The following is a 13861-nucleotide window of genomic DNA, read 5'->3' as shown; positions in this document are numbered from 1 at the left end:
CAGTGGATTTTGTGGTTGGTCTAGATTTCATGACCACTGAAGATCACTGTGGGAGCTGGCTTGCCAGCGATGGCGGTGGGTCAGGCGATATCTGTGTTGACTGTGATGGCCTCATCGCTGGCAAGCCAGCTCCCACAGGGTTTGGTGGCGGGTCTGGATTGCTCAATCACTGAAGCTCTCACAGGTTTGGTGGCTGGTCTGGATTGCATGATTACGGAAAGCCGCTTCTGTTTGAACCTGTACCCACCCCGCCGCCTCGAATGATCACGAGGCAGCCACGGACGAGAGGGTGACCATGGGTTTCATAGTCTGGATGGCGGTTTTGGGCGCGGTGTTGCTGACCCTGGCATTGACCGCGTCGTATTTGCGCTGGATGCCGGTGACGACCTCGGCCGTGTGTCTGGGCCTCGGGATTCTGATCGGTCCCGCTGCGCTGGGCTTCCTACAACTGGATGTTAAAGACGCCTCGGTCTGGATGGAGCACCTGACGGAAGTCGCGGTGCTGTTTTCGCTGTTCGTCTGCGGTCTCAAGCTACGCCTGCCGCTGGCAGATCGCCGCTGGAGGGTGGCCTTCGGCCTGGCCGGGCCGGTGATGGTGCTGACGATCATCGGCGTATGCCTGCTGCTGCATTTCGCGCTGAACCTGGGCTGGGGCTCATCGCTGTTGATCGGCGCGATTCTCGCCCCCACCGATCCGGTGCTCGCCTCCCTCGTCCAGGTCAACCATGCGAAGGACTACGACCCGGTACGCTTCGGCCTGTCTGGCGAAGCCGGGCTCAACGATGGCGTGGCGTTTCCCTTTGTGATTCTCGGCCTGCTGATGCTGCAGCAGGACGCCTCGCTCAACGAATGGATCGGTGACTGGGGCCTGCGCAGCCTGCTGTGGGCGGTGCCCGCCGGCCTGTTGACCGGTTACTGGATGGGCCGGGGCATTGGCAAGGCGACTTTATCGATGCGCATCAAGAACGAAGACAGCACGCTCTCCCCCAACGACTACCTGACCCTGGCCTTGATCGCCCTCGCCTACGTTGTCGCCGAAGCCATCGGCGGTTACGGCTTCTTATCGGTGTTCGCCGCTGGCCTCGGTTTGCGCCAGGCTGAAGTCCAAAGCAGCGGTGGCAATCACACGCCAGCGGAGCACCTGGTGCAGCCCGTGGTCGGGCATCTGGAGGCTGAACCGGCAGACGCCGTGCACGGTGATGTCGAGAACCTGCCAGATCCGCAAGTCGCGGCCGGGATCATGATGGGCGACATGCTGGCCTTCGGTGGTCTGGTGGAACGGGCGATGGAGGTATTCCTGGTCACGCTGCTCGGGGTGATCCTGGTCGCGCATTGGGATTGGCGGGCACTGGGTATCGCCGCGGTGCTGTTTCTGTTGATTCGTCCGCTGAGCGTGTTGCTGATGCCTTGGGGGTCGCTATTGAGTGTGCCGCAAAGGCTGTTGATCGGCTGGTTCGGCATTCGAGGCATCGGCAGTTTTTTCTACCTGTTCTATGCCCTCAATCACGGTTTGGGCCCGTCACTGGCGGGCGTCTGTACCAACATCACTCTGTCGGTGGTGGCGCTGAGTATCTTGCTGCACGGCATCAGTACACAGCCGATGCTGGCCTGGTACGAGCGACGCACCCCGTCCGTTGGGTGACAGAATGCGCCAGTCGTTCAGCCCATTGCTTACAGCGCTGGAACCAATGGCGCTTCATCAATGCCGGCGGTCAGCGGCACTTCGCTGCTGCCGGGCGTGAGAATCACCTTGCGGCAGTTTTCTTCTTTCTTATCGAACATCTTGTAGCCCTCCGCCGCCTGCTCCAGGGACAGGCGATGCGTAATGATCGCTTCCGGCTGCAAGCGACCGGTTTCGATGTGCCCGAGCAGTTCCGGCAGATAACGCTGCACGTGTGTCTGGCCCATTTTGAAGGTGATGCCTTTGTCGAACGCATCGCCGAACAGAAAGCCATGGATAAACCCGGAATACACGCCCGGCACACTCACCGTACCGCCGCGTCGAACCGCCGCGATGCACTGACGCAAAGCCTTGCCGCTGCCGCCTTCGAGCTTGAGGGTGGCCAACACAGTTTCCGTGGTGCTGCCCTTGGCTTCGAAACCCACGGCGTCAATGACCCCGTCGACACCGCGCGAGCCAGAGGTCTGGCGAATGATAGTGTCGGCTGGATCATCGTCGTCATCGAAGTTGATCGGGATCACGCCGTAAGTGCGCTGCGCATAGGCGAGTCGATAGTCGTGGTGATCGACCATGAAGATCTGATCGGCCCCGAGCATCCGCGCGCACGCTGCCGCCAGCAAGCCCACCGGGCCAGCGCCATAGATCGCCACGCTGGAACCCTGGCCAATGCCGGCATTGTTCACCGCTTGCCACGCGGTCGGCAGGATGTCCGACAGAAACAGCACCTTCTCGTCCGCCAATGTGCCCGGCACCTTGAACGGCCCGGTGTTGGCCTTCGGCACTCGCACCAGTTCCGCCTGACCGCCGGGAATCCCGCCGTACATGTGGCTGAAACCGAACAGCGCTGCGCCCGGTGGAATCGACTTTTTATTGATAATCGCGCCACGCCCGGTATTGGTGGTCTCGCAGGCGGCGAACAGGTCCATCTGGCAGAAGAAGCAGTCGCCACAGGCAATCACAAAGGGGATCACCACCCGGTCACCGCGCTGCACCGCCGTCACGCCACGGCCGGTTTCTTCGACGATGCCCATGAATTCATGGCCGAAAATATCGCCATGCTCCACGGTGGGAATCTTGCCGCGATACAGATGCAAGTCCGAGCCGCAGATGGCCGTGGCGGTCACCCGCAGGATAATGTCGTCGTCGGCTTCAATGATTGGATCGGGAACCGTGTCGACCCGGACGTCGTTGGCACCATGGTAGGTAGTCGCGCGCATGGCTGAATCCTCGTGGTTACAGAAATGACAGTCGTCTGTATTAAGGGAGGCGCGGATGACAGCGAGTTCAGTTGTGTTGGAGGCCTACCGGATCAGCGGTGATGTCGTGAAATGACCGAATTTAAAAGCGGTTTACCGCGCGCCGCGAACTGCATTGGGATGAGCGGTCAACCATGCAGCCTGCACGACACCTGACCGCGCGTTGATTGGCTATCTGTTTGATTTTCATGGCGTTAACGCTTAGCGGAAAACCGGCACGGGAAATGCTCCATCACTGTGAGCGAAACGGCATGGAGACCGTACGCGAACACTACCGTGATCATTAAGAGGTTTATCCCATGAACGCCATCGACCTGTTGAAAGCCGACCATGAACGCGTGAAAGGCATCTTGAGCCAGTTGAGCGAGTCCACCGAGCGCGGGGTGAAAAAACGCACCGACCTGCTCGCCAAGCTGGAGATGGAAATCACCATCCACACCCGCCTGGAAGAAGAAGTGCTCTACCCCGCCTACAAGGAAGCCGGCGGCAAGGAACAAGACATCATGTATTACGAAGCCAAGGAAGAGCACCGTACCGTCGATTCGCTGGTGCTGCCTGACCTGAAAACCACTGACCCATCGAGCCTGGAGTTCGCTGGCCGGGTGAAGGTGGTCAAGGAACTGCTGGAGCACCACATCGAAGAAGAAGAGTCGGAGATGTTTCCGCAGGCCAAGAAGCTGTTGGGCAAAGCGCAACTCGAAGAACTGGGCGCGCGCATGGAAAGCCTGAAAGCGCAGTACAAGAAAGAAATGATGGCGGCCAACCTGGCGGCATGAGGTGGCTGAACCAAAGAGCCCGGCTAAATGCCGGGCTTTTTTGTTGGATCAGAAAATATCGGCAGATACCACGAACCCTGTGGTCGCTGGCTTGCCTGCGATGAGGCCATCACATTCAACACTCTGGTCAACGGTTCACGCCCCCGGATGACTCACTTGAATATAAAACGCATAACTCCCCAGCAAGACCCAAAACACCGCGAAGATCCACGGCGTACGCACCGAGAACAGCAGCGACTTGCGGTAACCCTTATGGCTTGACTCCAATTCGCTGAACAGCGGCGACTCGTCGTACGCCAGGCCCATCAAGGGTTCGCTGATCAACAATTGGCTCTGTTTGAAGTGCCAATGGTCGATGATGTCATACGCGGCACGAATCCCCGGCCAGGCATTCAGCGAACTGAGTACGCCGAGCAGCGCCAAAAACGGCGGCACGACCAAGGTGAACAGCTTTCCCCACTCGGGGTTGAGGTTGGCCATGCACGACGCGAAAGCAATCACCAAAAAAGACTGCGCGGCTAAATAAGCGTCCGTGCGGTTGGCGAGGATGCTGGTTTCGTATTGGATTTCACGTCGGTAGAAGTCCAGTCGTTCCTTGGGGGAGCCGAACATCTTGGCATTGTGTTCGGTGAGGGTTTCTTCAGCGGTCGGTTCGGTAAGGATTCTGGGCACGGTCGTCACTGGCAATTAATAGTCTTCGGCTTTTGGTTCAGCAGGCTCAACGCCCCAGGCTCGGCGTAATGGGCCGTCTGCGCCGTGCACTGGATCCGCCGCCGGCAGCGTGACCTGAGCGATACGCGCCAAGGACGCCTGATAATCCGCCTCGCCCGGCTGCAACAGATCGTAATGGTCTTGCCCTTTTGGATAAGCGCCAACCACCAGGAAATCCGCGCTCTGTTCCAGGCTGCGATGCCCAGTGCCAGCGGGCAGCACCAACACATCGCCCGCCTCGACTTCGACCCGCGAACCGGACTCGCCGCCAAGCAAAAGCAGCGCCCGGCCGCTGATGACACCGAGTACTTCGTGTGCGGTGGAGTGGTAATGCTGATACTCGTACACCTGCGAACGCCATCTCGCCGGCCAGTCGTGCTCGGTGAACAGCGCCTCGAAGGCGACGGCTTTGTCGCTGTGCTGCAAGGGCACAGCGCGGTAGAGCAACGCCGGCCAGCGGCTGTTGGGGGTTCGGCCGTCGCCGTTGAAATACAACTGCAAGGGCTGCGTCAGGTGGTTATCGAGCATATGGGCAAACTCCGAATCGATATTCCTCTGAGCCGGTGCGCCGCCGAAAATTCAAAGCAATCGCGGTCACACCGTCGCTGACGCCGGCAGAGGAGCGTCGCTTTCTGTTTCCCACCAACGCGGCAGCAATTGTCGGACCTTGCTCTCGGCGAAACGATCGTCGATCAGCAGCACCACGCCACTGTCCTGTTGTGTACGGATCACCCGCCCGGCCGCTTGCACGACTTTTTGCACACCGGGAAACAAATAAGTGTAGTCGTAGCCAGACCCGAAAATGGCCGCCATCCGCTGTTTGATCTGCTCGTTCACCGGGTTCAGTTGCGCCAGACCGAGGGTGGCGATGAAGGCGCCGATCAGACGCGCGCCAGGCAGGTCGATGCCTTCGCCGAAAGCCCCGCCCAATACGGCGAATCCGATGCCTTGGCTGTGCGGGGTGAATTGCCCGAGGAAATCCTGGCGCTGTGTCTCGCCCATACCCCTTGATTGCGCCCACTGAGTGATAGCCGGATGCTGTTGCGCCAACAACTGCGCGACTTGCTGCAGATAATCGAAACTGCTGAAGAACGCCAGGTAGTTGCCGCGTCGCTGGTAAAACTGCTCGGCCATCAGGTCGACGATGGGCTGCAGCGAACTTTGGCGGTGGCTGAATCGGGTGGAAATGCGGCTGATGATCCGGACTTGCAATTGGTCTGCGGTGAAGGGCGATTCAACATCGATGCACACGGTGTCCGCCGGTGTGCCGAGCAAGTCTGCGTAATAGCGTCGTGGGCTCAGGGTTGCGGAAAACAGCACGGTGCTGCGGGCGGTGGTCAGGCGCGGGCCGATGAACCCGGCGGGCACCACGTTGCGCAGGCACAACTGCGACAACTCACTGTTGCCGCGTTCACGTTTGCTGATGTCGAACAGGAACTGCTGATCGAACAACTCCGCCACCCGGCCGAACTGCAAGGCATCAAAATAGAAGGTCTGCAGGGTCTGGTCCAGGCCTTGCGGGTGGTCGTTGAGGTAATCGCCGATGCTCGCGGTGCACTGGTTCAAGGCGTACAGCAGTTTCTCCGGTGCTTTCGGATAGGCCTGATATGGGGCGATTTGCGCATCGTGGAGGAAATTCCATTCGCGATTGAGCCGCTGCAAGGTCTTCTTCAACGGCGCTGGCGCAGATTTGCGCACCTGATTCAGCGCAGCCTGGTCGAGGGTCGCGCTGTACATGCCACGGGCGCGCTCCACCAGGTTATGTGCCTCGTCCACGAGTACCGCAACTTTCCATTGGTTGAGTTGCGCGAGACCGAACAGCAGCGCACTGAAGTCGAAGTAATAGTTGTAGTCCGCCACCACCACGTCCGCCCACCGCGCCATTTCCTGGCTCAGGTAATACGGGCAGACCTGATGCTCCAGTGCGACGTGCCGCAGCGCCTGTTGATTCAGCAGCCGCACTCGGCTGGCGGCCCGGCGTGCGGCGGGCAAACGATCATAAAAGCCCTCGGCCAACGGGCAGGATTCGCCATGGCAAGCTTTGTCCGGGTGTTCGCAGGCCTTGTCGCGGGCAACCATCTCCAGCACCCGCAACGGTAAGTCGGCCTGGCTGCGGCCGATCACTTCGGCGGCGTCCAGGGCCAATTGGCGGCCGGGGGTCTTGGCGGTGAGGAAAAACACCTTGTCCAGCTGTTGCGGGGCCATGGCCTTGATGAGGGGGAACAGAGTGCCAAGGGTTTTACCGATACCGGTGGGCGCCTGGGCCATCAGACAGCGGCCGGTGCTGACGGCTTTGAACACCGACTCCGCCAAATGCCGCTGCCCCGGCCGGAACCCCGCATGGGGGAACACCAGCCCTTGCGCCGCCAGATTTCGCGCCTGCCGATGAGCCATTTCCTGCTCGGCCCAGGTCAGGAACAGCAAGCAGTGAGTCTCGAAGAAGCCGTGCAGTTCATCAGCGCTGAACGCCTCGACCAGACAAGTTTCCTTTTCACTGCTGATATCGAAATACACCAGCGCCAAGTTGATGCTGGTCAGGTGCAGCTTCTGGCACATCAACCAGCCATAGACCTTGGCCTGCGCCCAGTGCAGCTGGCGATGGTTGGCCGGCTGCTTGCTGAGGTCGCCGCGATAGGTTTTGACTTCTTCGAGGCAGTTTTGCTTCGGGTCATAACCGTCCGCCCTGCCCTTGACCGTCAGTTCCCGAAACTGGCCTTCGAGGGCCACTTCGCTCTGGTACTCGTCGCTGCGCCGCGAGGCGACGGTGCGATGGCCGAGCATGCCCTCGAGCGCGGTCGGCGATGGCGTGAAGCGCAGGTCGAGGTCGCCGACCTTGGCGGTGAACTCGCACAACGCCCGCACCGCAACGCGGTAGCTCATGCCGACTGTTCCAGTTCCAGGTCATCCTCGGCCCATTGCACATAACAAACGGTGACCGGCATTTGGTGTTGCCGGCAGAACTCGATCCAGCGCAATTGATTGTCCTGCAAGCGATCACCCGGACCTTTGACCTCGATCATGCGGTAGGTTTTTTGCTGCGGCCAGAACTGAATCAGGTCCGGCATGCCGGCGCGGTTGGCCTTGATGTCCAGCAACAGGCGCTGGAACCAGTGCCGCAGATGCTCGGCGGGCAGGCAGTCGAGGGCCTGTTCAAGGAGGTCTTGCGTCAAGGCGCCCCAAAAGACGAAAGGTGACTGCACCGCGCGTTTGTCGGCGTAACGCTGGCGAATGGTCGCCCGATAGCGACCGTCATCCAGTTCCGCAAAACAGGCCTCGAACAAATCGGCGCGGCGACTGTGGAAGTCTTCGCTGAGCAAATCCGCCGGCCCGCGCTGGAACGGGTGAAAAAACGCGCCGGGCAACGGCGCGAAAATCGCCGGCCAGCACAACAGGCCGAACAGCGAATTGATCAGGGTGTTCTCGACGTAATGCACCGGCGCCGATGCGTCGGTCAAATGGGCCTGGACGTGAAACTCCACCGACAGCAACGGATCGCGGCGCGGTATCAGCAGATCAAGGCGTTCCGCCGCCCGCGCGACGGTTCGCGCCACCGGCGGGCCACCGAGGCGTCGGCGCAACCTCGGCACCATGCGCAGCAAGGCCTGCTGTTCGGCGGCGTCTTGCGGCGCTATCTGCGCGTCGAGGGCCAGGTCCAGGGCCAATTGCGTTTCACCCACCCGCTCCAGCACGCGGATCATCCGCAGGCGTGCGCCGGGGTATGAACAATGGCGGTAGATCATCAGGGCATTAGCGAAGTCTGCCATGCGCTCGCACTGATAGCCGACCCGGAACAACAGCTTGGCCTTGCGCCGCGCCAGCCAAGGGTTGTCGCTCATGGCCAGGGCATTAATCTGTTCGACCACCTCGCCCACGTCCTCGCCGGCTTCCAGGCGCAATTGGCATTGGTGCAGCGCGAGGCAGGCATCCACGTCTTCGCGGCGGCGCAAGCCTCTGGACTCGGCGCTGATGGCGACTTTCTCGTAGGTGAAAATGCCCAGGTCGGCGAGGACAAATTCCGACCAGTCCTGGTGTAGATTGCCGAAAAACATCAACCGCAGTCGATCGCACAGGTCCATCAGCGTCAGGCTGAACAACCGGTCATCCAGCGCCGGGCACCATTGGGCAAAGGTTTGCGCTTCGCTGAAGCGTTCGCCGAGCAACGCCAGCCAATCGGATTTGCGCGCCTTGGGCTGGTCGATGGCATGACCCAGGCACTGGAGAATTTCCGCCTTGAGCAACGCCGCGCAGACTTCATCTACCGTCAATAGCGCCTGTTCGTCGATCCAGCCCAAGGCCAGCAGCGGGCCTGCGGCCTGCAGGCTGTCGCCGATTTCTGCATAACGCAATTTGCTCGCGCGAAAACGCTGGCCCTTGCGCATGATCATGCGCACCAGTAATGCCCTGGACACCTTGGGCAATCTGCGGAAGGCGAGGATGAAGGCCTGCTCGTCCTCGGCCAGCACATCGGCATAGCGAAGCTCAAGCCAATCAAGCACTTGCTGGAAGTTATTAAGGTAATAGAACGGGTCGTCGAGAGGATTGTCGGTCACGGGATATCTGGGCCGTCGCAAGCAGGTACTGGTTATGCATACAGATAACAGCAGAGGACTGTGCGGCGCAAATGGAAAAAGATAAGCGGCCACTCGGATATCTATTTTTTCCTGCCGCGAACTTTCCGCCAGACTGTGAGACCAACAGCCATCAGCGGCGCACTTGCGGCTCGGCGCCCGATCGAATTCATGAAAAACCGAGGTGTGACAATGAACATCAAACTCCTGGCCCTGCCCCTGGCCGTTACCGCGTGCCTTGCGCTGGCAGGCTGCTCGACCCCAACCGTGGTCACCCTGCAGAACGGTACGCAATACCTGACCAAAGACATGCCGGAAACCAAAACCAAGGACGGTTTCTACGAGTTCGAAGATATTTCCGGTTCTAAAGTCAAGGTTCGCGCCGATGAAGTGGCGACGGTGCGCAAGGAAGACTGACCTGCCACCACCGAAACAACAAAGGGCCCCATGCAGGGGCCCATTTTTATGACTGGCCGCAACTGCCCTGCACTTAACTGCCGGTGCGAATCTTGTTCCAGATCCGCGTGCGAATCCGGTCGATGTTCAGCGGCATGGCTTCCAGGGCAAACAACTTGCCCATCATTGCCTCGCTTGGGTAAACCTTGGTGTCGCTCTTGAGTGTCGGGTCGATCAGGCTGTCAGCGGCTTCGTTGCCATTGGCGTAACGCACGAAGTTACTGATGCTGGCCATCACGTCCGGGCGCAGCAGGTAGTTCATGAAAGCGTAACCGGCCTTCTCGTTCGGTGCGTCGGCCGGCATGGCGACCATGTCGAACCAGATTGGAGCGCCTTCCTTGGGAATCTCGTAGCCGATGTGCACGTTGTTCTTCGCTTCCTTGGCGCGGTTGTCCGCTTGCAGGATGTCACCCGAGAAGCCGACCGCCACGCAGATATCGCCGTTGGCCAGGTCGCCGGTGTACTTGGACGAATGGAAGTACGTCACGTATGGGCGAATCTTCATCAGCAGCGCTTCGGCTTTTTTGTAGTCTTCCGGGTTTTTGCTGTGGTGCGGCAAGCCCAGGTAGTTCAGCGCGGCCGGGAGCATTTCCGGGCCGTTGTCGAGGATCGCTACGCCGCACTTTTGCAGCTTCTGCATGTATTCCGGCTTGAAGATCAAGTCCCAGGAATTCACCGGTGCGTCATCGCCGAGCACCGCTTTGACCTTGTCGATGTTGTAACCGATGCCGGTGCTGCCCCACAGGTACGGGAACCCGTGTTCATTGCCTGGATCGTTGGTCTGCAACGCCTTGAGCAGCACCGGATTGAGGTTTTTCCAGTTGGGCAACTGGCTCTTGTCGAGTTTTTTCAGGGCGCCGCCCTGGATCTGCCGGGCCATGAAGTGGTTGGAGGGGAACACCACGTCATACCCCGAGTTGCCGGTCATTAACTTGCCGTCGAGGGTCTCGTTGCTGTCGTAGACGTCATAGCTGAAGCCAATGCCGGTTTCTTTCTGGAAATTCTTCGTGGTGTCGGGCGCGATGTAGCTCGACCAGTTGTAGATTTTCACGGTGTCGGCGGCCTGGCTGAACGAGGCGACGAACATCAGCGGTGTCAGGGCCAGGGTCTTGGCAAACGTCTTTCGGATCATGAGTCGATTCCTGTGGGGGCTGTTGTTGTTGGCAGGCAATCAAAAGATCAAAGAAATCAGAAAATCAGGACATAGGTCTTGCGCACGGTTTCCTGGATGTCCCAGATCCCGAGGCTGTTGGCCGGCAACATCAGCGCATCGCCGGCTTCGATGTGCAGCGTTTCGCCATCATCCGGAGTGAAGGTGCAGCGGCCCTGGATGAAGTGACAGAACTCCTGGGCAACGATCTGTCGCCGCCAGCGTCCGGGCGTGCATTCCCACACGCCGGTTTCGACACCGTCATCGCGCTCGATACTGGTGGTCGATGCTACCGCTACCGACGTGCCGAGCGGCACCGCCACGGGATTGGAGTCTTCGAGGGGCATGTGCAAGGTGTTTTTGAACTGGGTGATGCTCATGGGAATACCTGTGTGTGAAAAATCGCCAATTACTGCATGAAACCTTCCATGAACCCCGCCACCCGGCTGGCAAGCTTGCGGCGCCAAGGCGCGGTGGCCGGATCGGCGAGGGTTTTGTCTTCATGAACGAAGCTGCGGATGATCGCGTTGTAGCCCAACCAGCGGCACGGCTCCGGCTCCCAGGCGCGCAAGTTGTCGAGGCCACCGCCGGGGATCACCCAGGGTTGGCGCACCAGGTCCGTGTCACGTTGCAACATCAAGTCCGCCAGGGTTCGCCCGGCCAGGTTGCTGGCGCCCACCCCTTCGCCGCCGTAGCCGCCGGCCAAGGCAATGCCGCTGGACGGGTCACAGAGCATGTGCGGCTTGAAATGCCGCGACATGCCGAGGTTGCCGCCCCAGGCGTGGGTGATGCGCACGTTTTTGAGTTGCGGGAACAGCTCGCTGAACAGGTAGCGGCGCAGTTCGATCTCGTTGCTGGTGAGCTGGAAGTCATGGCGCAACTTGCCGGCGAACTGATAGCCGCCACGGGCGCCGAACACCAAACGATTGTCGGCACTGCGCTGGCCGTAGGTGACCTGGCGGCTGCTCTCGCCGAACGCTTGGCCGTGGCTGAGGCCGATTTCATCCCAAGTCGCAGCGCTCAACGGTTCAGTGGCCACGATCAAGCTCTGCACCGGCAATTGATAGCGACCCAGCGGCGGCAAGGTCACGCCGTAGCCTTCCACGGCCGGCACCACCCAGCGTCCGCGAACCTGAGCTTTGGCAGTGCGCACGCTGCCGGTTTGCCAATCGGTCACCGGGCTGTTTTCGTAGATCTTCACACCCATGCGTTCCACCGTTCGGGCCAATCCCCGGACTAACCTTGCCGGTTGAATGGTCGCGACGTGCGGTGCATAGATACCGCCATAAGGCTTGGCAATTCTGATCTGTTGCGCCAATTGCTCGGGGCTGAGCCAACGGTAATCGGCCTCGGTCAGGCCTTGGGCGTAGAGCATTTCCAGATAGCGTCGCTGGCTGACTTCCTGCTCGGGATAGCGCGCGGCGCAGTACAGCACCCCGCCCTTGCGAAAATCACAGGCGATCGCCTCACGTTCGATGACGTCGGCCACCTCGTCGGGGATGGCATGGAGTAGATCAAAGGAGGCGCGGCGCGATTCGGCTGACAACCCGGCCAGCAAGCGATCTTCACCCAGCAAGTTGCCCATGACCCAGCCACCGTTGCGCCCAGAGGCGCCGAAACCGGCGGTTTGACCTTCGACAATGGCGATCTGCAGTTCAGGTGCCTGACGCTTTAGGTAGTAAGCAGTCCAAAGCCCGGTGTAGCCCGCGCCGATGATCACCACGTCGACCTGCGCATCCTGCTCCAGCGCCGGCCGCGCCAGCAGCGGCTCGTCGAGCTGGTCCATCCATAAACTGATCGATTGCCACGCTGACATTGCGCACTCCGCCACTCAATACGTCGATGGCTTCGATCCTAGTGCGCGACCTCAGGCGTTGTCGTGCGCGCGTGCACGCAGAGAAATTTGCCGCGCATAGGCCTTGGGCGACAGCCCCGTGTGCTGGCGGAAACATTTGTAGAAGGCCGAGAGCGAATTGAAGCCGGCAGCAAACGCCAGCTCATCAATGCGTAACGGTGGCGAGGCCTTGTCCAGCGCCGCCAATAAATGCTGCAGACGCGCGTGGTTGACGTAGCGATAGAAGCTCTGGCCCAGTACCTGATTGAGCAAATAGGAAATCTGATTGCGGCTGTACCCACACTCCTTCGCCACCCGTTGCAGATCAAGGTCCGGATCAAGGTACGGCTGCTGACGCTGAAAATACTGCTGAAGATCCTCGGCCATGAAACTCAGTTGGCGCGGCGACAGCCCCAGGCGACTGGCTGCCGGGCGCAGATCGTCAGGGTCTTTCCCGGCACCGGGCTCGCGCACCAGCGAGGCATACTCGTTGACCCGCCAGATCAGCCCATCGCGCACGGTGATGGCCTCGCTGGAGCGGAACGACACCAGCCCGTCGCTGCCCTTGAGGGTCATGTTGTACTGGATAAACGCTGTGTCGCCGTCCAGGCGAATGCGGTCGGAGTGTTCCAGCGCTTCGCCGGGTGCACGGGGCATGCTGCTGAGCACGTAGTCGCGCAGTTCGCCGAGGCCCATGCGGCGGTTCTGGAAAAAGTCGTTGTACTCGATGTCTGGGTGATACAACGCCATCACCCCGTCCAGGTCGCGGTATTTCCAGCACAAGTGGTAGCGCATGACCGTCTCGCCGGTGGCTTGGGTCTGCGCCGGGCCGTCGTCATGGGCGGGCATAAACGTCTCGCGCAAAAACCCGACTGTGCCGAACTTGCGCCCCCGCATCAATGGCCAATTCATGGCCACGGTTCACGCCGCCGGTTGCGAACGCTGACCTGAATCAAAAAATGTGCGCGCAATCGCTAAACGGACTGAAAATTTTCACGTGGCATTCACATGCCCCTGCTATGGTTAAAACCACTTACCCGGTTGAGCCAATGACGGTTCTTCCCTCCTAACATGAGCTAAAGGAAGCGCTCGATGAAGAAGGCGGGCAACACATGAACAAAGCGTTCAGCAAGGTCACATTCCCCAACGCATGCCAGTTGATGCGTTGGCACTTTCATCCCATGGGTTTCGAAGCGAACATGGACGCGCCGGGCAGCATGATTGCCCGCCTGTTCGACCGCGCGACCGGTGAGACGATGATTGCCATTGCTGGAATCCCCTGCGCCACGGTGATGAACGCTGCCGATGTCGAACGGATCATTGAAGCGGTCGAAGATGAATTGGAAGCCTTCGTACCGCCGTTATCACTGAAGAGTTATGCCTGACCCAGGCCAGCAAGCCAAAAGCCCACGCGAGTGGGCTTTTTTGT

At 60.1% G+C, this 13861-nt stretch carries 13 protein-coding genes; 4 read left to right on the top strand and 9 right to left on the bottom strand.

Translation table 11 applies throughout. The features are described 5' to 3' along the window. Positions 1 to 295 precede the first annotated feature (295 nt). Positions 296 to 1642, top strand: a complete 1347-nt coding sequence (locus RG836_RS01115) for a cation:proton antiporter (RefSeq protein WP_310842561.1) — start codon at positions 296 to 298, stop codon at positions 1640 to 1642. A 29-nt stretch (positions 1643 to 1671) separates the two neighbouring features. Here the strand turns inward: RG836_RS01115 and RG836_RS01110 are convergent, their stop codons facing one another. After that, positions 1672 to 2898, bottom strand: coding sequence for a zinc-dependent alcohol dehydrogenase (locus RG836_RS01110; RefSeq protein ID WP_310842560.1), 1227 nt, complete (start codon positions 2896 to 2898; stop codon positions 1672 to 1674). Positions 2899 to 3236: 338 nt separating this feature from the next. On the opposite strand from RG836_RS01110, the gene RG836_RS01105 reads away from it, so the two are divergent. Beyond that, positions 3237 to 3713, top strand: a complete 477-nt coding sequence (locus tag RG836_RS01105; RefSeq protein ID WP_310842559.1) for a hemerythrin domain-containing protein — start codon at positions 3237 to 3239, stop codon at positions 3711 to 3713. 135 nt (positions 3714 to 3848) lie between these two features. Here RG836_RS01105 and RG836_RS01100 read toward each other — a convergent pair whose 3' ends face one another. The 4 genes from RG836_RS01100 to RG836_RS01085 form a co-directional block, all read right to left on the bottom strand. Next, positions 3849 to 4385, bottom strand: coding sequence for a hypothetical protein (locus RG836_RS01100; RefSeq protein WP_310842558.1), 537 nt, complete (start codon positions 4383 to 4385; stop codon positions 3849 to 3851). A gap of 15 nt (positions 4386 to 4400) precedes the next feature. Continuing rightward, the gene (locus RG836_RS01095; protein ID WP_310842557.1) at positions 4401 to 4952 is read right to left on the bottom strand and encodes a cupin domain-containing protein; all 552 of its coding nucleotides are present in this window, start codon (positions 4950 to 4952) and stop codon (positions 4401 to 4403) included. A gap of 66 nt (positions 4953 to 5018) precedes the next feature. Then, a complete protein-coding gene (locus tag RG836_RS01090; protein WP_310842556.1) occupies positions 5019 to 7304 on the bottom strand; it encodes an ATP-dependent DNA helicase in 2286 nt (761 codons plus the stop codon). Continuing rightward, positions 7301 to 8974 (bottom strand): VRR-NUC domain-containing protein, encoded by a 1674-nt coding sequence (locus tag RG836_RS01085; RefSeq protein WP_310842554.1) that lies wholly within the window; start codon positions 8972 to 8974, stop codon positions 7301 to 7303. The genes RG836_RS01090 and RG836_RS01085 overlap by 4 nt, the downstream gene beginning before the upstream one ends. Positions 8975 to 9184: 210 nt before the next feature. Here RG836_RS01085 and RG836_RS01080 point away from each other — a divergent pair, with 210 nt between their 5' ends. Continuing rightward, complete coding sequence (locus RG836_RS01080; RefSeq protein ID WP_310842552.1) at positions 9185 to 9409, top strand: YgdI/YgdR family lipoprotein; 225 nt, start codon at positions 9185 to 9187, stop codon at positions 9407 to 9409. Positions 9410 to 9482: 73 nt separating this feature from the next. On the opposite strand, the gene RG836_RS01075 is transcribed toward RG836_RS01080, so the two are convergent. Genes RG836_RS01075 through RG836_RS01060 form a run of 4 tightly spaced genes read right to left on the bottom strand, consistent with a single transcriptional unit; the run spans position 9483 to position 13281 of the window. After that, positions 9483 to 10580, bottom strand: coding sequence for a polyamine ABC transporter substrate-binding protein (locus tag RG836_RS01075; RefSeq protein WP_310842551.1), 1098 nt, complete (start codon positions 10578 to 10580; stop codon positions 9483 to 9485). Between the two features lie 56 nt (positions 10581 to 10636). After that, entirely contained in the window at positions 10637 to 10978 is a 342-nt protein-coding gene (locus RG836_RS01070; RefSeq protein ID WP_310842550.1) for a cupin domain-containing protein, read from the bottom strand. A gap of 29 nt (positions 10979 to 11007) precedes the next feature. After that, complete coding sequence (locus RG836_RS01065) at positions 11008 to 12414, bottom strand: NAD(P)/FAD-dependent oxidoreductase (RefSeq protein WP_310842549.1); 1407 nt, start codon at positions 12412 to 12414, stop codon at positions 11008 to 11010. Between the two features lie 51 nt (positions 12415 to 12465). Then, positions 12466 to 13281: a helix-turn-helix domain-containing protein gene (locus RG836_RS01060; protein WP_310842562.1), complete on the bottom strand. Its 816-nt coding sequence runs from the start codon at positions 13279 to 13281 to the stop codon at positions 12466 to 12468. A gap of 263 nt (positions 13282 to 13544) precedes the next feature. On the opposite strand from RG836_RS01060, the gene RG836_RS01055 reads away from it, so the two are divergent. Then, entirely contained in the window at positions 13545 to 13817 is a 273-nt protein-coding gene (locus tag RG836_RS01055; protein ID WP_310842547.1) for a DUF1652 domain-containing protein, read from the top strand. The last annotated feature ends 44 nt before the right edge of the window (positions 13818 to 13861 follow it).

The sequence above is a fragment of the Pseudomonas rhizozeae genome (genome assembly GCF_031583775.1).
Lineage (GTDB): Bacteria > Pseudomonadota > Gammaproteobacteria > Pseudomonadales > Pseudomonadaceae > Aquipseudomonas.
The sequence above is the reverse complement of the archived record's forward strand: the minus strand, read 5'-3'. Positions and strand labels throughout refer to the sequence as shown.